The 16,882-nt window shown below is 69.3% G+C and carries 19 protein-coding genes; 10 read left to right on the top strand and 9 right to left on the bottom strand.

Translation table 11 applies throughout. The features are described from left to right. Positions 1-219 precede the first annotated feature (219 nt). From ACN5W5_RS19085 to ACN5W5_RS19075, 3 genes are read right to left on the bottom strand one after another with little or no spacing between them, the layout of a single operon-like run. On the bottom strand, positions 220-900 hold the full coding sequence (locus ACN5W5_RS19085; RefSeq protein ID WP_420050043.1) for a glutathione S-transferase family protein: 681 nt from the start codon (positions 898-900) through the stop codon (positions 220-222). Next, the gene (locus ACN5W5_RS19080; RefSeq protein ID WP_420050042.1) at positions 897-1,157 is read right to left on the bottom strand and encodes a hypothetical protein; all 261 of its coding nucleotides are present in this window, start codon (positions 1,155-1,157) and stop codon (positions 897-899) included. Before ACN5W5_RS19080 ends, ACN5W5_RS19085 begins: the two co-directional genes overlap by 4 nt. 48 nt (positions 1,158-1,205) lie before the next feature. Continuing rightward, on the bottom strand, positions 1,206-1,634 hold the full coding sequence (locus ACN5W5_RS19075) for a DoxX family protein (RefSeq protein ID WP_420050041.1): 429 nt from the start codon (positions 1,632-1,634) through the stop codon (positions 1,206-1,208). 79 nt (positions 1,635-1,713) lie between these two features. Here ACN5W5_RS19075 and ACN5W5_RS19070 point away from each other — a divergent pair, with 79 nt between their 5' ends. Then, positions 1,714-2,598, top strand: coding sequence for a LysR family transcriptional regulator (locus ACN5W5_RS19070; protein ID WP_420050199.1), 885 nt, complete (start codon positions 1,714-1,716; stop codon positions 2,596-2,598). 112 nt (positions 2,599-2,710) lie between these two features. Here ACN5W5_RS19070 and ACN5W5_RS19065 read toward each other — a convergent pair whose 3' ends face one another. The 3 genes from ACN5W5_RS19065 to ACN5W5_RS19055 form a co-directional block, all read right to left on the bottom strand. After that, on the bottom strand, positions 2,711-4,069 hold the full coding sequence (locus ACN5W5_RS19065) for an MATE family efflux transporter (RefSeq protein WP_420050040.1): 1,359 nt from the start codon (positions 4,067-4,069) through the stop codon (positions 2,711-2,713). Further along, positions 4,066-4,773, bottom strand: a complete 708-nt coding sequence (locus ACN5W5_RS19060) for an SDR family oxidoreductase (protein WP_420050039.1) — start codon at positions 4,771-4,773, stop codon at positions 4,066-4,068. Before ACN5W5_RS19060 ends, ACN5W5_RS19065 begins: the two co-directional genes overlap by 4 nt. A gap of 119 nt (positions 4,774-4,892) precedes the next feature. Continuing rightward, positions 4,893-5,486, bottom strand: coding sequence for a TetR/AcrR family transcriptional regulator (locus tag ACN5W5_RS19055; protein ID WP_420050038.1), 594 nt, complete (start codon positions 5,484-5,486; stop codon positions 4,893-4,895). A gap of 158 nt (positions 5,487-5,644) precedes the next feature. On the opposite strand from ACN5W5_RS19055, the gene ACN5W5_RS19050 reads away from it, so the two are divergent. From ACN5W5_RS19050 to sufT, 9 genes are all read left to right on the top strand, one after another. Then, positions 5,645-6,307, top strand: a complete 663-nt coding sequence (locus ACN5W5_RS19050; RefSeq protein ID WP_420050037.1) for a TetR/AcrR family transcriptional regulator — start codon at positions 5,645-5,647, stop codon at positions 6,305-6,307. Further along, positions 6,304-7,281 carry a Bug family tripartite tricarboxylate transporter substrate binding protein gene (locus tag ACN5W5_RS19045; RefSeq protein ID WP_420050036.1) on the top strand — a complete coding sequence of 326 codons (978 nt, stop codon included), beginning with the start codon at positions 6,304-6,306 and terminating at the stop codon, positions 7,279-7,281. Before ACN5W5_RS19050 ends, ACN5W5_RS19045 begins: the two co-directional genes overlap by 4 nt. Positions 7,282-7,285: 4 nt before the next feature. Further along, a complete protein-coding gene (locus tag ACN5W5_RS19040; RefSeq protein ID WP_420050035.1) occupies positions 7,286-8,800 on the top strand; it encodes an amidase in 1,515 nt (504 codons plus the stop codon). 195 nt (positions 8,801-8,995) lie between these two features. Beyond that, entirely contained in the window at positions 8,996-10,450 is a 1,455-nt protein-coding gene (gene sufB / locus ACN5W5_RS19035) for a Fe-S cluster assembly protein SufB (protein WP_420050034.1), read from the top strand. Positions 10,451-10,484: 34 nt separating this feature from the next. Then, positions 10,485-11,255: a Fe-S cluster assembly ATPase SufC gene (gene sufC, locus ACN5W5_RS19030; RefSeq protein WP_420050033.1), complete on the top strand. Its 771-nt coding sequence runs from the start codon at positions 10,485-10,487 to the stop codon at positions 11,253-11,255. 2 nt (positions 11,256-11,257) lie between these two features. Beyond that, positions 11,258-12,568: a SufD family Fe-S cluster assembly protein gene (locus ACN5W5_RS19025; protein ID WP_420050032.1), complete on the top strand. Its 1,311-nt coding sequence runs from the start codon at positions 11,258-11,260 to the stop codon at positions 12,566-12,568. Further along, entirely contained in the window at positions 12,561-13,817 is a 1,257-nt protein-coding gene (locus ACN5W5_RS19020; protein ID WP_420050031.1) for an aminotransferase class V-fold PLP-dependent enzyme, read from the top strand. Before ACN5W5_RS19025 ends, ACN5W5_RS19020 begins: the two co-directional genes overlap by 8 nt. Further along, a complete protein-coding gene (sufU, locus tag ACN5W5_RS19015; RefSeq protein ID WP_420050030.1) occupies positions 13,814-14,287 on the top strand; it encodes a Fe-S cluster assembly sulfur transfer protein SufU in 474 nt (157 codons plus the stop codon). The genes ACN5W5_RS19020 and sufU overlap by 4 nt, the downstream gene beginning before the upstream one ends. Then, the gene (gene sufT / locus ACN5W5_RS19010) at positions 14,284-14,829 is read left to right on the top strand and encodes a putative Fe-S cluster assembly protein SufT (protein WP_420050029.1); all 546 of its coding nucleotides are present in this window, start codon (positions 14,284-14,286) and stop codon (positions 14,827-14,829) included. Before sufU ends, sufT begins: the two co-directional genes overlap by 4 nt. A gap of 43 nt (positions 14,830-14,872) precedes the next feature. Here the strand turns inward: sufT and fdxA are convergent, their stop codons facing one another. The 3 genes from fdxA to ACN5W5_RS18995 all read right to left on the bottom strand — a co-directional run bounded on the left by fdxA (position 14,873) and on the right by ACN5W5_RS18995 (position 16,791). Continuing rightward, on the bottom strand, positions 14,873-15,196 hold the full coding sequence (gene fdxA, locus ACN5W5_RS19005; RefSeq protein WP_420050028.1) for a ferredoxin FdxA: 324 nt from the start codon (positions 15,194-15,196) through the stop codon (positions 14,873-14,875). Between the two features lie 15 nt (positions 15,197-15,211). Next, entirely contained in the window at positions 15,212-15,508 is a 297-nt protein-coding gene (locus ACN5W5_RS19000; RefSeq protein ID WP_420050027.1) for a DUF2249 domain-containing protein, read from the bottom strand. A 65-nt stretch (positions 15,509-15,573) separates the two neighbouring features. Beyond that, the gene (locus ACN5W5_RS18995) at positions 15,574-16,791 is read right to left on the bottom strand and encodes an NnrS family protein (RefSeq protein ID WP_420050026.1); all 1,218 of its coding nucleotides are present in this window, start codon (positions 16,789-16,791) and stop codon (positions 15,574-15,576) included. Positions 16,792-16,882: the final 91 nt, after the last annotated feature.

Here is a 16,882-nt window from a genome sequence, read left to right as displayed (position 1 = left end):
CACGACCCCATGACCGCGCAACCCCACCAATCGGCTGTCAACGCGCTCACCAGTGGCTGACTGAAGTCGGCCAGGAACGGACCTTGCCATTGGGACCTGTTCGCAGCCATTCAGGTTCGGGTCTGTGACTTGATGGCCCGCTGTTCGTGTCGACCTATGCGGTGACATGCAGCGGCCGAGAGCCGACCGCCAACGCCACCGCAACGAGGATCCGGCGGCTCAGGCCGTCTCGGGCGCGGGCAACATGCGCCGTGACAGCGCGCTGTGCCGTGCAAGCAGGAATTGCCGCAGCAAGTCCGGATAGTCCAGACGAACAGCCCCTCTCACCGACGGCCGACTCGAGAGCGAGCTCCGCCATTGCTGCAATCTGGGCAAGTCGTGCCAGAAGCCAAAATCACCGATGCCGTCGAAGACGTCGAAGTAGCGGAAGACCGGTCCAAACACAGCGTCGACGATGCAGAAATGCTCGCCGGCGAAGAACGGGCCATCGCCGAGCGCCGCTTCCATCTGCCCGAAGCGGGCGCGGATCTCGGCGGCGCGGGCACCGAGGGACTGTTCATCGGCGGCGTTGTAGAACGCGCCGATCAGGTTGAGCAGCGCCGACCCGAACTCCATCCACGAACGGTGCTGAGCGCGCAGCACCGCATTGGCCGGGTGCAGACGAGGCAGCGCGGTCTCGTCGAGGTACTCACAGATGACGGCCGATTCGAAGATGGCCTCGTCGCCGACCAGCAGCACCGGTGTCTTGCCGAGCGGTGAAACCTTCAGGAACCACGCGGGCTTGTGGGCGAGGTCAATGTCGCGCCGCTCGAAGGGCGTGCCCTTCTCGGCCAGCACGATGGCGGCACGCTGCACGTACGGGCACAGCGTGTGCGACACGAGGACCAGGGGCGCGCTCATCTCGACAGTCCTTCGGCACGCAGCGCGTCGAGCTCATCGAAGCGCGTCGCCAGCTTGTCCTGGGCGGCCTGGCGCGTGCCGTCGTCTGGCTCCAGCAAGGGCACGCAGCCGCGCGGCGAGCTGCTGAAGTGGTCGATGCCATCGGCGGTGACAGGGCGGGTGAGGTCGGCGATCACAGCTTCGAACGGAACGCCGATCGCCCTGGGCGCGATGTGGACGGCGAGCGAGCAGGCCCCGGGGGCGAGGTAGAGCGTCATGACGATGACTCCTGGATAGATAGGTTCGGAGGGAGGTCGATGGCGGGATCAGGCTGCCTGGAGCCGGGGCGCGAGCCACGCGCTGCGCCGGAGGGCCACGGCCCCGTCCCCCAGCAGCCACAGCGACAGCGAGGCCGCGATCAGAAACACCGGGTATTCCCAGCCGCCGCCGGCGCTGGTGTGGACCCAGCCATTGGGCCAGTGCACCCAGGCCGCCACGGCCATCACTGGCACAAGCGCAAGGGCCGTCTGGCGCGCATAAACGCCCAGCACCAGCGCGATCCCGCCCAGCAGCTCCGTCGCAAAGACCGGGTAGGCGAGGAAGCCCGGGAAGCCGACGCTGACGAAGAACTGCGCCGTACCCGGCAGGGTGAAGACAAGCAGCTTGAGCAGCGCGTGGGCAACCCACATGACGCCCAGGCTGACCCGAAGCAGGGTGACCCCGTAGGCCGCAGGGGATGAGTTTGAGAGATCCATGAAGCGACTCCTGAAATGTTGTGGACGCCGGAAGTGTGTGACTGCGATATCGAAATGAAAATAGACTATGCTGCACACTCTGATTGCGAATATGCAATACAAAATCACACCAAACGATCTGGAAGTGATCCTCGCCCTGGTCCGTGGCGGTTCGCTCGCCCGCGCGGGAGAGCGCTTGGGGATCGATGCCTCTACGGTGTTCCGGGCCCTGCAGCGCATCGAGCGCGGCCTGGGCCGCTCCCTTTTTGAACGCAGCCGCTCGGGCTACCTCGCCAACGATCTGGCGACCGAACTCGCTGCCCAAGCCGAGCAGGTGGAATCGGCCCTGGAGGCCGCACGCTCGAGCGTCGACTCCGCGCCGTCACGAATCTCCGGCACGGTGCGCATCACCACCACCGATACGGTCTTGCATGGTCTCGTCGCCCCGGCGCTGCACGGCCTGCACGAGGCCCACCCGCATCTGGACTTCGAGATCCACACGGGAAACGAACTGGCGAGCTTGACGCGGCGCGACGCTGACATCGCTGTTCGCGCCACCAAGCGGCCGCCTCAGCACCTTGTCGGCAAGAACGTCGGGCCGATTCGCGTTGCGCTCTATACCGCGCGGCGAGGGGCGGTGCGCAGCTTCGACGAGGTCGATTCAGGGAGAGTGGACTGGATCGCGCCGGACGACGCCTTGCCCGAGCATCCGTCCGTGGTCTGGCGCAAGCGCCACTTTCCAAAGGCTGTTCCGCGCTATCGGGTGCACAGCATCCTGTCCGTCCTGGAACTGGTGGCGCTCGGCATGGGCGTGGGCATCGTTCCCCTGTTTCTTGCCGACGGCCGCAAGGACGTCATGCGCCTGACCGACCCACTGGACGAATGCGAGACCGAGCTGTGGCTGCTGACGCATCCGGAGTCGCGGCATCTGAGGCGTGTCGGGGCGGTCTATGCGCACTTGGCCCGGACCTTGGCCATGCCTTGAGCCCTGGGGGTGACCGTTCTCCGTCTCCGAGCCCTCCACGCTCGATGCGGTGCGCCCCGGAAAGCCGAAGTTGGCCTTGACCCACCCCTGGAGGGCACGCCGGGCGCATGCCTCAGCGCGTCCAGCTCCCCATGCGGATCGCGATGGCGAGGGTGGAACCGTAGACCACCAGGCTGAGTGCGACGACGGCAAAGAGGCCGCTCGCGGGGGTCTGGAACACGTGCACACAGAGCCAGCCACCGACCACCAGGATCACGAGGCGGCCCATGCTGCCGGCCAGTGGCCAGAACATGCGGCCCGCCCCCTGCGACGCAAAGAACAGCGCCAGGCCGAGCCCGAAGAAAGCGTAGCAGCCGCCCACGATGTTGAGGTACGTGGCACCCACCGCCAGCACGTCGGCATCGCTCGTGAACAGACCCATCCACAGCGCCGGTGCGATGGCCGTGGCCAGGCCGATGGCGCCCGTGATCGCGGCCACCAGCGCGCCGCCGGCCCAGGCCACGCGCACCGCGCGCACCGCCTGCCCCGCGCCCATGTTGGTCGCCACCATCGCGGTCAGGGCGGTGCCGAAGCCGAAGGCGATCGGCACCAGGATGTATTCGAGCCGCGCCGCCACGCCGTAGCCCGCGAGCGCGGCCGTGCCGTAGCTGCCGACGAAGGCCGTGGTCACGGCGATGGAGGCGTTGCTGATCACCGGACTCAAGGACGCGGGCAGACCCACGCGCAGGATGTCGCGCAGCAGCGGCAGGTGCAGGCGCCAGGGCGAAGCCCGCAGCTGCACGGCGCCGTCGCGGCGCAACAGGTGAATCGCCATCACCAGCGTGGCCACGGCGTTCACGGCCAGCGTGCTGGCGGCGGCGCCCGCCACGCCCAGGCCGGCCACCGGCCCCCAGCCAAACACCAGCACCGGGCACAGCACCAGGTGCAGCAGCGCCGTGCCCAGCAGCATCAGCGAAGGCAGCACCATGTTGCCCGCACCGCGTACCACGGCGGCCAGCACGTTGGTCAACCAGATGAGCAGCGCGCCGCTGAACAGCACGTTCGAATACACGAGCGCGGCTTCAAGCGCCGCACCGCGACCGCCCATGGCGCCGAAGATGCCGCGCCCGAAACCGAGCATGACCAGCATGAACAGCGCAGCCAGCAAGGCCGCGAGCAGCAGCGCCTGCTGCGCCAGGCGGTTGGCGTCCTGGCTGCGCCCGGCGCCCAGGGCACGCGCCACAGCGGCGGTGGTCGCGCCGCCGATGCCGCCGGCCGACATCTGCAGCATCAGCATGGACAGCGGGAACACCAGCGCGATGCCGGCGAGCGCATCCGCCCCCACCCGGCCGAGGATGTAGCCGTCGTAGCCGATCACGATCGTGGTCGCGAACAGGCCCATCACGTTGGGCGTGGCCAGACGCAGCAGCGTGGGCAGCAGCGGCGCGTGCAGCATCTGCTGCAGGCGGGCCTGGGCGACCGCCGCGCTCATGCCCGTGCGTCCCGCAGGTAGATGCCCGGCTCGGCCGACAGGCCGCGCTTGACCTGTTGCGTGAGCTCGTCGGCCAGCACCTCGACGGCGCCCGCCTCCAGCGCGTCGAAGGCGCGGCGCACGATCTCGTCGGGTGTCGATTTGGGCATGTCGATGCCGCGCGTGAGGTCGGTGTCGACAAAGCCCATGTGCAGGCCCAGCACCTGCGTGCCCTGCGCGCGCAGGTCGTTGCGCAGCCCGTTCGTGAGCGCCCAGGCGGCGGACTTGCTCGCGCCGTAGACCGAGAGCATGGGCGAGTTGATCCAGCTCGCGATCGACAACACGTTCAGGATCGCGCCGCCGCCGTGCGACGCGAGCACGGGCGCAAAGGCCTGGCTCACGCGCAGCGGGCCAAAGAAGTTGGTTTCCATCTGGGCGCGCGCCGCGTCGACGCTGCCCTCGGCCAGGAAGCCGCCGAGGTTCGCGATGCCGGCGTTGTTGATCACCAGCGTCACGTCATTGCCGAGCCGGGCGGCCGCGGCCACCTGCTCGGGGTCGTTCACGTCGAGCGCGATCGGCTCGACGCCGGGGAGCGTGACGCTGGCCGGGTCACGCGCGCCGGCGTAGACCTTGCGGGCGCCGCGGGCCAGCGCCTCGCGGGCGAAAGCCAGACCGAGGCCGCGGTTGGCGCCGGTGATCAGGACGGTGGCGTTGTGCAGTTTCATGGTGTGTCGGCTCCGGGGTGGGTGGAAAAAGAAAGGCGGTTCAATTTTTATGACGATCGTCATATTTCTGATCGAACCGATAGGAATGCCCTGGCGGGCGGGTACATGGCGGACATGGTTCAGGCCGCCGGTTGGGAAGTGTCGTAACGCGCCAGCAAGGCGCTTCGGTTGGCGGCCAGCAAGGCCCGGCCTTCGGCGTTGTCACCCAGGGCCCGCGCGAGCTGCAGCGCGCCCACCATCTGGCTGGCGATGGCGGCGGCGCTGTCGGGCGCCGCGTCGGCGGGCAGGGTTTGTGCCACCAGCGCCACCAGGCTGCGCACGCGCTGCACGGCCGCGCTGCGCACCTCGGCCGACTGGCGCGGCATCTCCGAAACCAGCGCCGCGACCGCGCAACCGTTTTCGGTGCCGCTCAGGTGGCGGTCCGAGAGGTAGCTGTCGATGAGCGCGCGGAACGGGCTGGCGCCACGCGCCTCGCGCTGGGCATTGCCCTGGCTCAGGCGCTCGGCGCTTTGCTGCCCGGCGTGGGCCAGGGCCTCGACCAGCAGCGCGTCGCGCGACGGGAAGTGGGCGTAGAAGCCGCCATGGGTCAGGCCCGCCTCTTTCATGATGTCGGCCACGCCGACCCCAGCGAAGCCAGCGCGCCGGATCGCGCGCGCGGCGGTGTCGACGATGCGTTCGTGGGTCAGGGCCTTGCGGCCGGGTGCGGTTGCCATGGCGGAATGGTAGCTCAAATATGACGATCATCATATTCATCCACCCTGTTGCCCCTGGGGGTTTTGTGCCGGGTCCGCATCCACCCCGTGCCCAGGGCGGCCGCCGCAGCGGGGAAACCCCAATACACATTACACCTGTAATGCATATTCTTGTAAGCATGGACCTCCAGCCCGCCCCGACAAAACCAGCCGCCGGCAACCGCCACGCCGAACGCAGCGAAGCCACGCGCGCACAGCTGATCCGGGCGGCGATCCAGGTGGTGCGCGACAAGGGTTACCAGGGTGCCTCGGTGTTCGAAGTGGCCAAAGCCGCCGGCCTCACGCCAGGCGCTTTCCAGCACCATTTCGGGACCAAGGCGGTGCTGATGATGCGGGTGGTGGACGAGCTGGTGGCGGCCAGTGACTACAACGCGCCCGGGTGGCCCGCGGCCGATCTGCCTCTGGCCGAGCGCGCCCGGCAGACGCTGCAACTGCTGTGGCAGCGCATCTACGAGCCCGAGCGTTTTCTGGTGGCCTGGCAGGTCTACATGGGCTGCGGCGCCGACCCCGAGATCACGCGCTACATCGCCGGCCTGCGCCAGACGCAGCAGGAACAGCTCCGCCAGCGCTTCCTCACCGTGTTTCCCGAGCTGTCGTCCTCGGCCGATACCCCGGCCCTGATCGATCTCGTGATGTCCACCCTGCGCGGCATGGGCCTGGTGCGCCTGTTCGGTCCGGCCGACGCGGCCATGGCGGCCCAGCTGGACCAGTTGGCCGGCCTGCTGGTGCAACGCTGCGAGAGCCTGGCTCCCCCACCCACCCCCCGAAGGAAAGCCCCATGAAGCTGATCACGTTCACACGGCGCACCGCGCGCCTGGCCGCCGGCCTGCTCGCCCTGCCGCTGCTGGCGCACGCCGCCTACCCGGAGAAGATCGTCACCCTGGTGGTGCCCTACCCGCCCGGCGGTGCCACCGACACCATCGCCCGCAAGCTCATGGAGCCGCTGGGCAAGCGCCTGGGGCAGAACGTGATCGTGGAAAACCGCCCGGGTGCGGGCACCGCCATCGGCGCCACGCTGGTGGCCAAGGCGCCGGCCGATGGCTACACGCTGCTGATCTCGTCGAACACCACGTTCACGGTGAACGCCGCCATCAAGCGCCAGTTGCCCTACGACCCGCAGAAGGGTTTCGAATCCATCGGCACCATCGGCAGCTCGCCGCTGGTGCTGCTGGCCAACCCCAAGGTGGCGGCGAACAACCTGCCCGAACTGCTGGCCCTGGCCAAACGCGAGCCCACCGGGCTGAACTTCGGCTCTTTCGGCAACGGCACCACCGCCCACCTGGCCGGTGAAATGCTCAAGGTGATGGCCGGCGCGAACCTGGTGCACGTGGCCTACAAGGGCAGCGCCCCGGCCATGACCGACCTGATGGGCGGGCAGATCCCGCTGAGCTTCGACACCAACGTCGCCGCCATGCCGCAGATGGCCGCAGGCAAGGTGAAGGCGCTGGCCGTCACGTCCAAGAAGCGCTCGCCGCAGATGCCCACCGTGCCGACCATCGCCGAGGCCGGTTTCCCCGACTACGAGATGGTGCCGTGGATCGCCATCGTCGCGCCGCGTGGCCTGCCCGGGCCGGTGCGCGCGGCCCTGGGCAAGGCGCTGGCCGACACGGTGAACGACCCGGCCACCCGGGCCGAGCTGGAAAAAATCGGTGTGGAGGTGGCCTACGAGCCGGGCAGCGCCTACGACACGCGCGTGGCGCGCGAACTGCCGCTGCTGCGCGCCTACGTGCACAAGGCCGGCATTCCGCTGGAGTGAACGGATGTCCCTGGTCCAGCTGAGCGCGGTCGAACTGTGCCGACGCATCGGCAACAAAGACATCTCACCGGTCGAGCTGCTCGACGCCTGCATCGCGCGCATCGAAGCGGTGAACCCGGCGGTGAACGCGATCTGCGCCACCGATTTCGAGCGTGCCCGCGCCACCGCCCGCGAAGCCGAGGCGCAGGTGCTGCGCGGCGAGCCGCTGGGCGCGCTGCACGGCCTGCCTCTGGGCGTGAAAGACCTGCAGGACACCGCCGGCCTGCTCACCACCAGCGGCAACGTGGGGCGGCGCGGCAACGTACCGCAGCACGACAACGCGCTCGTGGCCCGGCTGCGCGCGGCCGGCGCCATCGTCACCGCCAAGACCAACGTGCCCGACATGGGCGCTGGCGCCAACACGCGCAACCCGGTCTGGGGCGCCACCGGCAACCCCTTCAACCCCCTGCTCAACGCCGGCGGTTCGTCGGGCGGATCGGCCGCCGCGCTGGCCACCGACATGCTGCCCCTGTGCACCGGCTCCGACACCGGCGGCTCGCTGCGCATCCCGGCCGCGCTGTGCGGCGTGGTGGGCCTGCGGCCCTCGCCCGGCGTGGTGGCCAACGACGCGCGCCCGCTGGGCTGGTCGGTGATCTCGGTGCTCGGTCCCATGGGCCGCACCGTGGCCGACACCGCGCTCTTGCTCTCGGCCAGCGTGGGCCGCCACAACATGGACCCGCTCAGCGTGTCCGGTGTCTGCCAGGGCTGGCCACTGCAAGCCGCCGATCTGTCCAGCCTGCGCATCGGCACGGTCGAAGACTTCGGCACCTGCGCGGTGGACCCGGGCATCCGCCGCAGCTTCCGCCAGCGCGTGGCCGCGCTCGCGCGCCACACCCGGTCTTGCGAGCCGTTGGCGCTGGACCTGAGCGACGGCCACCGCTGCTTTGACATCCTGCGCGCCGAGAACTTCGTGGCGGCCTTCGCCGACACCTACCGCCAAGACCCTCAGTCGCTCGGCCCCAACGTGCGCGCCAACGTGGAGATGGCCCACGCCATCACGCTGGGCGACCGCGCCTGGGCCCACCTGGAGCAGACGCGCATCGCGCGGCGTTTTGAACGCGCCTTCGAACACGTGGACCTGATCGTGGCGCCGGTCACGCCGGTCTCGCCCTTCCCCTGGAGCGAGCTGTACGCCGAGCGCATCGACGGCCAGGACATGCGCAACTACTACGAGTGGCTGGGCCTGACCTACCTGGTGACGCTGGCCACCAACCCCGCGCTCTCGCTGCCCTGCGGCGTGGACGAACACGGCATGCCCTTCGGCCTGCAGCTCATCGCCCCGCTGCGCGCCGACGACCGCCTGCTCGCCATGGCCAGCGCGATCGAAGCCGCCTTCGCCACGAATGCCGAACTGTGCCGCCCCCGCCCGCCGGAATCCGTTCTCGCGCAGGCCCAGCCGGCGCTGAAAAGTCTGGTGACACACCCGCCCCTGATGCATGGGGATGCAGGTGCTCCGGGGTCCGCGCACACGGCGGTGTGAACCAGGGCCCGAAACTGGGCCCCGCCCCGGTCTGGCTCAGGGCACGGGCGCTTGCCCAATGACCCTGGCAGACAAGCGGGCAACACGGTTTTTGATGGTGCGGACATTTAAAGAGGCATACACTGTGCATCTTTAAAAGAGGGTTCAGTTCGGTCGCGCATCGAAGCTGCACCCCATCGCCGCAGGAGCCCCGCCATGACCACCGTTGAACAAGCACCGCCGCTGACCCAGGCGTTGCAGCAGTCCTACCGACACGGGTTCGTCACCGACGTGGAGAGCGACTCGCTGCCGCCGGGGCTGGACGCCGACACCGTGCGCGCCATCTCGCGCCGCAAGCGCGAGCCCGATTTCCTGTTGCAGTGGCGCCTGGCGGCCTTCGAGCGCTGGCAGTCCATGGCACATCCGCACTGGGGCCAGCTCCGCATCGAGCCGGTGGACTTCCAGGCCCTGAGCTATTACTCGGCGCCCAGGTCGCAGAAGGACGGCCCCAAGAGCCTGGCCGAGGTGGACCCCAAGCTGCTGGAGACCTACGAAAAACTCGGCGTGCCGCTGCACGAGCGGGCGCGCCTGGCCGGGGTGGCGGTGGACGCGGTGTTCGACTCGGTGTCCGTCGGCACCACCTTCCGCGAGCAGCTGGCCGAAGTCGGCGTGATCTTCTGTTCGTTCTCGCACGCCGTGCAACACCACCCGGAACTGATCGAGCGTTACCTCGGCACGGTGGTGCCGCCGGGCGACAACTTCTACGCCGCGCTGAATTCGGCGGTGTTCTCCGACGGCTCCTTCGTCTACATCCCCAAAGGTGTGCGTTGCCCGATGGAGCTGTCGTCCTACTTCCGCATCAACGCGGCCAACACCGGCCAGTTCGAGCGCACGCTGATCATTGCCGAGGAAGGCAGCCACGTGAGCTACCTCGAAGGCTGCACGGCGCCGCAGCGCGACGAGCACCAGCTGCACGCGGCGGTGGTCGAGCTGATCGCCCACGACGACGCCCACATCAAGTACTCGACGGTGCAGAACTGGTTCCCCGGCGACGAACGCGGCCGGGGCGGCATCTACAACTTCGTCACCAAGCGCGGCCTGTGTGCGGGCCAGCGTTCGCACATCGCCTGGACGCAGATCGAGACCGGATCGGCCATCACCTGGAAGTACCCGAGCGTGGTGCTGCGCGGCGACGATTCGCGCGGCGAGTTCCATTCGATCGCGGTCAGCAACCACTTCCAGCAGGCCGACACCGGCACCAAGATGATCCATCTGGGCCGCAACACCAAGAGCCGCATCGTCTCCAAAGGCATCAGCGCCGGACACGCCCAGAACAGCTACCGCGGCCTGGTGCGCGTGGCCCCGACCGCGGCCGGCGCCCACAACCACACGCAGTGCGACTCGCTGCTCATCGGCCCCGACTGCGGTGCCCACACCTTCCCGTACATCGAGGCCGCGCGCGACGACGCCCTGGTGGAACACGAAGCCACCACCACCCGCATCTCCGAAGAACGCCTGTTCTATTGCCAGCAGCGCGGCATCCACCCACAGGACGCCACCGCCCTCATCGTCGGTGGCTTCTGCCAGGCGGTGCTGGACGAGCTGCCGATGGAATTCGCGCTCGAAGCCAAGGCGCTGCTGGCCGTCTCGCTCGAAGGCGCTGTCGGCTGAGCCCCCCCACACGATCCATCAGGAAAGACACACCATGACCCATGCCGAACCCCTGTTGCAGGTGCGCGATCTGCGCGTTGACGTTGGCGGCCGCCACGTGTTGAAGTCGATCTCGCTCGATGTCCCGGCCGGTGCGCTGGTGGTGCTCATGGGCGCCAACGGCAGCGGCAAGAGCACCCTGGGCCTGACGCTGGCCGGCCATCCGCGTTACAGCGTGGTCGGTGGCCAGGCCCGCTTTGGCGGCCAGGACCTGCTGGCCATGAGCCCCGAGGCGCGCGCACGCGCCGGGCTGTTTGTCTCGTTCCAGGCGCCGCCCGAGATCCCCGGTGTGAAGAACAACCTGTTCATCCGCACGGCCCTCAACGCCGTGCGCGAAGCGCGCGGCGAAGCACCGCTCGATGCGTTCGATTTCCTCGGCGACGCGCGCGCCGCGGCCACCCGGCTGGGCCTGCCCGAGGCGATGCTGGCGCGCCCCGTCAACGACGGTTTTTCTGGCGGGGAGCGCAAGCGCAACGAGCTGCTGCAGCTGGCCCTGCTGCGCCCGCGCCTGGCGATGCTGGACGAAATCGATTCGGGCATGGACGTGGACGGCACCCGCGCGGTGGTTGAGCTGGTGCAGTCGTTGCGTGCCCAGGGCACCGCCTTTGTGGTGGTCTCGCACTACCTGCAGCTGATCGAGTCGCTGCAGCCCGACGCGGTGCTGCGGCTCGACCAGGGCTGCATCGCCGAGACCGGCGACCTGGCGCTGGCCCAACAGATCGCGCGGACCGGCTTCGTGCGCGCAGCCGACGCACTGGAGGCCTGAGCATGGACCACGCACGCGCCGACATCCTGGCCGCCCGCCACCGGCTGCAAGACGCGGGCTGGATCCCGCGTGACGCCGAGGCGTTTCGCCATCTGCCGCCACCGCCGGCCGCCGTCTGGCTGGGCGAAGCGCCCGAGGCCGCATCGGCCGGCTGTGATGCCCACCCACTGAGCGGCGCCGGCTGGACGCTGCACCCGCTCGGTCAGACGCCGCAGGGCCGTGTGGACGCCCGCTGGCTCGATGCCGCCGACCCGGCGCAGCGCAAGGAGCTGTTCGCCGGCCTGCCGTTGCCCATCCACCCCGATGGTGCGGCCCCCGGTGACACCGCCCAGCACGATGCCGCGCCGTTTGCCTGGGTGCACCACGCGCTGTGCCGTCACGGCCTGCGGCTGCGCATCGGTGGCGAACACGACAGCGGGCGCGGGGCCGCCGAGACGGTGTGGATACAGCTGCGGCACCAGCCGCGCAGCGCGGTCGAAGCGCCGATGCTGGTGATCGATGTGCAAGCCGGCGTGCACTGCGTGCTGGTGGAAACCCACCACCGCCATCATCGCGAAGGGGTGGCCTGCGAACAGCCGGTGGTGCAGAACCTGCACACCCACATCCGGCTTGGCGCGGGCGCCACCCTGCAGCACCTGCGCAGCGTGCAGCCCGGTGCGGCCGACCGGGTCGCCCACCACCTGCAGCTGCAGCTCGGGCCGGACGCGCGCTACGAACAAGGCCTGATCGCCACCGGCAGCCGCTACCACCTGCAACGCCAAGTGGTCGAGCTGGCGGGGGACCGCGCAGAGGCCCGCAGCGCCGGTTTGCTGCTGGCGGCCGGCGCCGACCTCGAACAACAGGTGCGCATGCATCACACCGGCGAGCGCACCCGCAGCCACGTCGAGGCGCTGGCGCTGGCCAGTGGTGCGGCGCGCGCGGTGGTCAACGCCCACACCCGCATCGCACCGGGTGCGGCCAACGCCGAGGTGCGCCAACGGCTCACGGGCGTGCCCACTGGCGGCCAGCCCAGGCTGGTGTTGCGGCCGCACCTGGAGATCCACCACGACCAGGTGCAGGCGGCCCACGGCGCCACCTGGGGTGCCTTGCCGGAAGACGCGCTGTTCTATGCCCGCCAGCGCGGCCTGGACGAACGCAGCGCGCGCGGTCTGATCATCGAAGGCATGGCCAGCGCCTTGCTCGCGCGGGCCTTTGGTGATCCCCTGTTCATCGAGTCGCTGGACCTCGCGGGCCTGCTGAGCCAGGCGGTGACCCAACACCTGAGCGATGACCCCACCGACCCCACCACTCCGCAGGAGGTCGCCCATGGGTGACGCCCTTTTTACCGACCGCAGCGCGCTCGATACCGTGCGCTCGCAGTTTCCGGTGCTCGCCCAGCGCATCCACGGTGCCGAGCTGGCCTACCTCGACAACGCCGCCACCACCCAGATGGCCCTGGCGGTGCAGGACGCGATGCGCGCCTTCGAGCAGCACGACCGGGCCAACATCCACCGCGGTGTGCACACGCTGAGCCAGCGCGCCACCGACGCCTTCGAGCGCGCCCGCAGCGATCTCAAGCGCTTTGTCGGCGCCGGACCCGACCACGAGCTGGTGTTCACCTCGGGCACCACCGACGCGCTGAACATGGTGGCCCATGGCCTCTCCACCTCCGGGATACAGCCCGCCTGGTTGAAGGCCGGCGACGAGATCGTGGTGAGCGGCCTGGAGCACCACGCCAACCTCGTGCCCTGGCAACAGGCGGCGCGGCGCACCGGCGCGGTGTTGCGCGTGTTGTTGCCCGATGCCCAGGGGCGGCTGCATGTGGCCGACCTGCGCCGCCTGCTCAGCCCCCGCACCCGCGTGCTGGCGCTCACCGCCTGCGCCAACGCCACCGGCGAGTGCCCGCCCTACGAGGCCCTGCTCCAGCTCGCCGCCGACGCGGGCGCGTTGACCGTGCTCGACGCGGCCCAGGCCGTGGCCCACGGTGTGCCCGACCTGTCGGCGCTGGCCTGCGACTTCATGGCCTTTTCGGGCCACAAGATGTACGGGCCCATGGGCACCGGCGTGCTGGTGGGCCGTCGTGCCGCGCTGGAGCGGCTGGAGCCCTTGCGCTACGGCGGCGACATGGTGGCCTGGGTCAGCGCCACCGAGGCCAGCTTTGCCGAACTGCCGGCGCGGCTGGAAGGCGGCACGCCCAACGTCGCGGGCGCGATCGGCATGGCCGCTGCGGCGGGCTTCATTCAACAGATCGGGCGCGAGCGCACCGACGCCCACCTGAGCGCGCTGCGCGAACACGCCGCCGCGGGCCTGGCCGCGCTGCCCGGCATCACGGTGCTGTCGGCCCACAGCCGCGCATCGGCCATCGTCTCGTTTGTCGCCGACGGCGTGCACCCGCACGACATCGGCACCTTGCTGGACCAACTCGGCATCGCGGTGCGCACCGGTCACCACTGTGCCCAGCCGCTGCTCGAACACCTGGGCCTGGGGCCCACCACGCGCGCCTCGTTCGCGCTCTACAACACGCACGCCGAGGTGGAGCGCCTGCTCGCCGGCGTGGCGCATGCCATGAAGGTGCTGAGATGAGTAGTGAAACCGCCACCGAACTCGACCTCTACCAGGACGTGGTGATGGACCACAAGCGCGCGCCGCGCCACTTCGGCACGCTGGCCGCGCCGACCCACCAGGCGCGCGGCCAGAACCCGCAATGCGGTGACGACCTGCGCGTGGCCCTGGTGGTCGACGACGGGCGGGTGAGCGACATCCGCTTCCACGGCCAGGGCTGCGCGATCTGCATCGCGTCCGCGTCCATGATGAGCGAGGCGGTGCTCGGGCAAGAGGTGGCGCTGGCGCAGGCCTTGCAGGGCCGTTTCCGGGCCGTGCTCACCGGCCAGATGGAAGCCGAAGAAGCGCACCTGGGCAAGCTGATCAGCCTGGCCGGTGTGCGCCGTTACCCGGGCCGCATCAAATGTGCGCTGCTGGGCTGGCACGCGCTGATGCACGCGCTGGGCAGCGAAACCGATCACGCGGACAACGCGACGGAGGCCAGGCCATGAGTACAAAGCGCGAACGGGTCATGGTCACGCGCGAGGTGGCCGTGACCTGCGTGCCCGATGGTCGCCCCGCCGAATTGCCGGCCGGCACACTGGTGCAGATCACCCAGGCGCTGGGCGCCTCGTTCACCTTGCTGGTCGACGGCCAGTTGATGCGCCTCGCCGGCGCCGATGCCGACGCCATCGGCAAGTCGGTGCCGCTCGCGCCGGTGCTGCCGGACGTTGCGGGGCCCGCCGGCCTGCGTGGTCAGGTCTGGCAAACGCTCAAGACCTGCTACGACCCGGAGATTCCGGTCGACATCGTCGAGCTCGGTCTGGTCTATGTGTGCGACGTGCTGCCGATGGACGGCGGCGAATTCAGGGTGTCGATCAAGATGACCCTGACGGCGCCCGGCTGCGGCATGGGCGACATGCTGGTGGACGAGATCCATGAGAAGTTGCTGGCCTTGCCCCACGTGGCCGAGGTGGACCTGGAATTCGTGTTCGATCCACCCTGGGACCGTTCACGGATGTCCGAAGCCGCGATGTTGTCACTGGGCCTGTGACGCGTCCCGGTGGCGGCCCCGGGGGCTTGCACCCGGGGTGGTTTCAGCGTTCGAGCTGGTCCCGTTTGTCCTGAACCGCGCTCCACGCGTCGGCGTCGGGCAGCGCGGGTTTGGTCCGCGTGATCGGTTTCCACACCAGCGCCAGCTCGGCGTTGAGCGGCGTGAAGTCCCGCTGGTCCTTGGGCACGTCTTCTTCGGCGTAGATCGCCGAGACCGGGCACTCCGGGACACAGACCGCGCAATCGATGCAGTCGGCGGGATCGATCACCAGGAAGTTCGGTCCCTCGCGAAACGCGTCGACCGGGCAGACGTCGACGCAATCGGTGTATTTGCACCGGATGCACGATTCGGTCACCACAAAGGTCATGGCGCTGGCTCCTGGTCAGCCGCCGCAGGAACCGCAGCAGGAATCCACCCCGTGCACGGGCTTGCTCTCGGCGGGTTTGGCGATCTGCACGCGCCATTGTTCGGGTCCGCTCTCCAGCTCGGTCCAGCCGAAGGCGCCGTAGAGACCGCTCTCGAACTGCCCGCGCAGCGGCTGCGGGTTGTGGTCGTTGATCAGTTCCATGGCCGCGCCGGGTGGCAAGGCCTTGAAGGTGGCGAACACCAGCGAGTGGCGTTCGCGCGGAGCGATGGTGCGCAGGTCCACGGTGGGGGCGGGAGCGGAGGTGGTGTTCATGAACGGGTCCTGAGGTGGGTGAAAAGGGATGGGTTGAAAAAGCGGAGCGGGATGAAAAAAGGGCGTCAGCCGTCCTTGCCGTCAGAGCGCGTCTGGAGCAGCCAGGGGGTGTAGATGAAGAGGTAGATGGCAAACGCCACCGACCAGGCCGCTGCAGATATCACCAAAGCCATTGGCAGCCATGGCGGCGCGGCCAGCGGCAGCAGCACGCGCACCGCAGCCGCCAGCATCACGAGCACATAGGCCGCGATCTCCGGGCGGGACACCTGCAGCGCGCGCCCGGTGTGGCCGCGGGCGGTGCGGGTCATCATGCCGATGATGAGACCGGCGGTGGCACCGATCGCCAGCGCATGCACGCCGGCTGAAACACCGACCCAGCCGAACCGGGCCGCCGCCAGCAAGGCCAGGCCGAAGGGAATCCAGGCGTAGGACACGTGCAGGATCCACAGGATCGGGCGGTGCCGGGTCAACGCGGGCCGCCACTGCAGCAGCCGCTCCACCTGGGCCAGCGCCGCGAGCGAAAACGCCAGACCACCGGCCATGTTCCAGCCCGCCGAGGCCGGCGCAAACACCCACAGCAGCAAGGCCAGCGCGGTGAGCGCCAGCGCGGCGCGGTCCACCGGCGCGCGCACCTGGAGCTTCAGACCCGGGGTCGCGCTCATGGTGAAGGCCGGAATCACCCGCCCCGCGATCACGCACTCGATCATCACGATCAGGGCCAGGGCGGCGTACAACGGCGTCAGCGGGGAGATCTCGATGGCGCCGATCACCCCCAGGTGAAAGAAGCCGTTGGCCAGTGCGAGCAGCATCAGCATCCCCGCCAGCGGGAGGTTGCGCCGGTTGCGCGCGCGCAGCAGCACATGGGTCAACACCCCGGCCACCAGGGGCAGCAGCGCCAGGTCCAGCACGGCGTACAGCGCGTAGGGCCCGGTCACGGCGGCCACCCGGGCCGCCAGCCACAACAGCGCCAGGGCACCCAGAAAGGCACCGCGCGGCGTGACCAGCCCCGTCCAGGCTTTGACCGCGGTCAGCAAGAAGCCCAGGATGACCGCGATCGCGAAGCCGAACAGCATTTCGTGCGCGTGCCACAGCAGCGGTGGCAACGCCATCGTGAGGTTCCACTGGCCCAGGAACAGCGCCACCCACAGGGGAATCGACAGCAGCGCGAACGACGCAGCCCCCAGATAAAAAGGGCGGAATCCCAGCCTCAGCAACGGCCAGCCCGGGGGCTGTGGCGCGGCGGCGGACTCGGGCGGCGAGGCGTGCAAGGTGGGGAGGGCCATGGTGTGGTGGGCGTTGCAGGGACCGTCGGTCCGCTGCGAAGACCTCATAAGAAGTATGTGAGATGAATCTTATACCCAAACCACCTCTAAA

This window comes from Hydrogenophaga sp. ZJX-1 (assembly GCF_048590325.1).
Taxonomy (GTDB): domain Bacteria; phylum Pseudomonadota; class Gammaproteobacteria; order Burkholderiales; family Burkholderiaceae_C; genus Hydrogenophaga.
Note: the sequence above shows the minus strand (reverse complement) of the source record. Positions and strands in the feature narration are given on the sequence as shown.

Excerpts from the sequence above, each read along its gene's own strand:
- ACN5W5_RS19025 (WP_420050032.1), top strand. The coding sequence starts at position 11,258 with ATGGACCACGCACGCGCCGACATCCTGGCCGCCCGCCACCGGCTGCAA.
- ACN5W5_RS19060 (WP_420050039.1), bottom strand. The coding sequence starts at position 4,773 with ATGAAACTGCACAACGCCACCGTCCTGATCACCGGCGCCAACCGCGGC.
- ACN5W5_RS19045 (WP_420050036.1), top strand. The coding sequence starts at position 6,304 with ATGAAGCTGATCACGTTCACACGGCGCACCGCGCGCCTGGCCGCCGGC.
- sufT (WP_420050029.1), top strand. The coding sequence starts at position 14,284 with ATGAGTACAAAGCGCGAACGGGTCATGGTCACGCGCGAGGTGGCCGTG.
- ACN5W5_RS19020 (WP_420050031.1), top strand. The coding sequence starts at position 12,561 with ATGGGTGACGCCCTTTTTACCGACCGCAGCGCGCTCGATACCGTGCGC.
- ACN5W5_RS19050 (WP_420050037.1), top strand. The coding sequence starts at position 5,645 with ATGGACCTCCAGCCCGCCCCGACAAAACCAGCCGCCGGCAACCGCCAC.
- fdxA (WP_420050028.1), bottom strand. The coding sequence starts at position 15,196 with ATGACCTTTGTGGTGACCGAATCGTGCATCCGGTGCAAATACACCGAT.
- ACN5W5_RS18995 (WP_420050026.1), bottom strand. The coding sequence starts at position 16,791 with ATGGCCCTCCCCACCTTGCACGCCTCGCCGCCCGAGTCCGCCGCCGCG.
- ACN5W5_RS19000 (WP_420050027.1), bottom strand. The coding sequence starts at position 15,508 with ATGAACACCACCTCCGCTCCCGCCCCCACCGTGGACCTGCGCACCATC.
- sufU (WP_420050030.1), top strand. The coding sequence starts at position 13,814 with ATGAGTAGTGAAACCGCCACCGAACTCGACCTCTACCAGGACGTGGTG.
- ACN5W5_RS19040 (WP_420050035.1), top strand. The coding sequence starts at position 7,286 with ATGTCCCTGGTCCAGCTGAGCGCGGTCGAACTGTGCCGACGCATCGGC.
- ACN5W5_RS19055 (WP_420050038.1), bottom strand. The coding sequence starts at position 5,486 with ATGGCAACCGCACCCGGCCGCAAGGCCCTGACCCACGAACGCATCGTC.
- ACN5W5_RS19065 (WP_420050040.1), bottom strand. The coding sequence starts at position 4,069 with ATGAGCGCGGCGGTCGCCCAGGCCCGCCTGCAGCAGATGCTGCACGCG.
- ACN5W5_RS19080 (WP_420050042.1), bottom strand. The coding sequence starts at position 1,157 with ATGACGCTCTACCTCGCCCCCGGGGCCTGCTCGCTCGCCGTCCACATC.
- ACN5W5_RS19085 (WP_420050043.1), bottom strand. The coding sequence starts at position 900 with ATGAGCGCGCCCCTGGTCCTCGTGTCGCACACGCTGTGCCCGTACGTG.
- ACN5W5_RS19075 (WP_420050041.1), bottom strand. The coding sequence starts at position 1,634 with ATGGATCTCTCAAACTCATCCCCTGCGGCCTACGGGGTCACCCTGCTT.
- sufC (WP_420050033.1), top strand. The coding sequence starts at position 10,485 with ATGACCCATGCCGAACCCCTGTTGCAGGTGCGCGATCTGCGCGTTGAC.
- sufB (WP_420050034.1), top strand. The coding sequence starts at position 8,996 with ATGACCACCGTTGAACAAGCACCGCCGCTGACCCAGGCGTTGCAGCAG.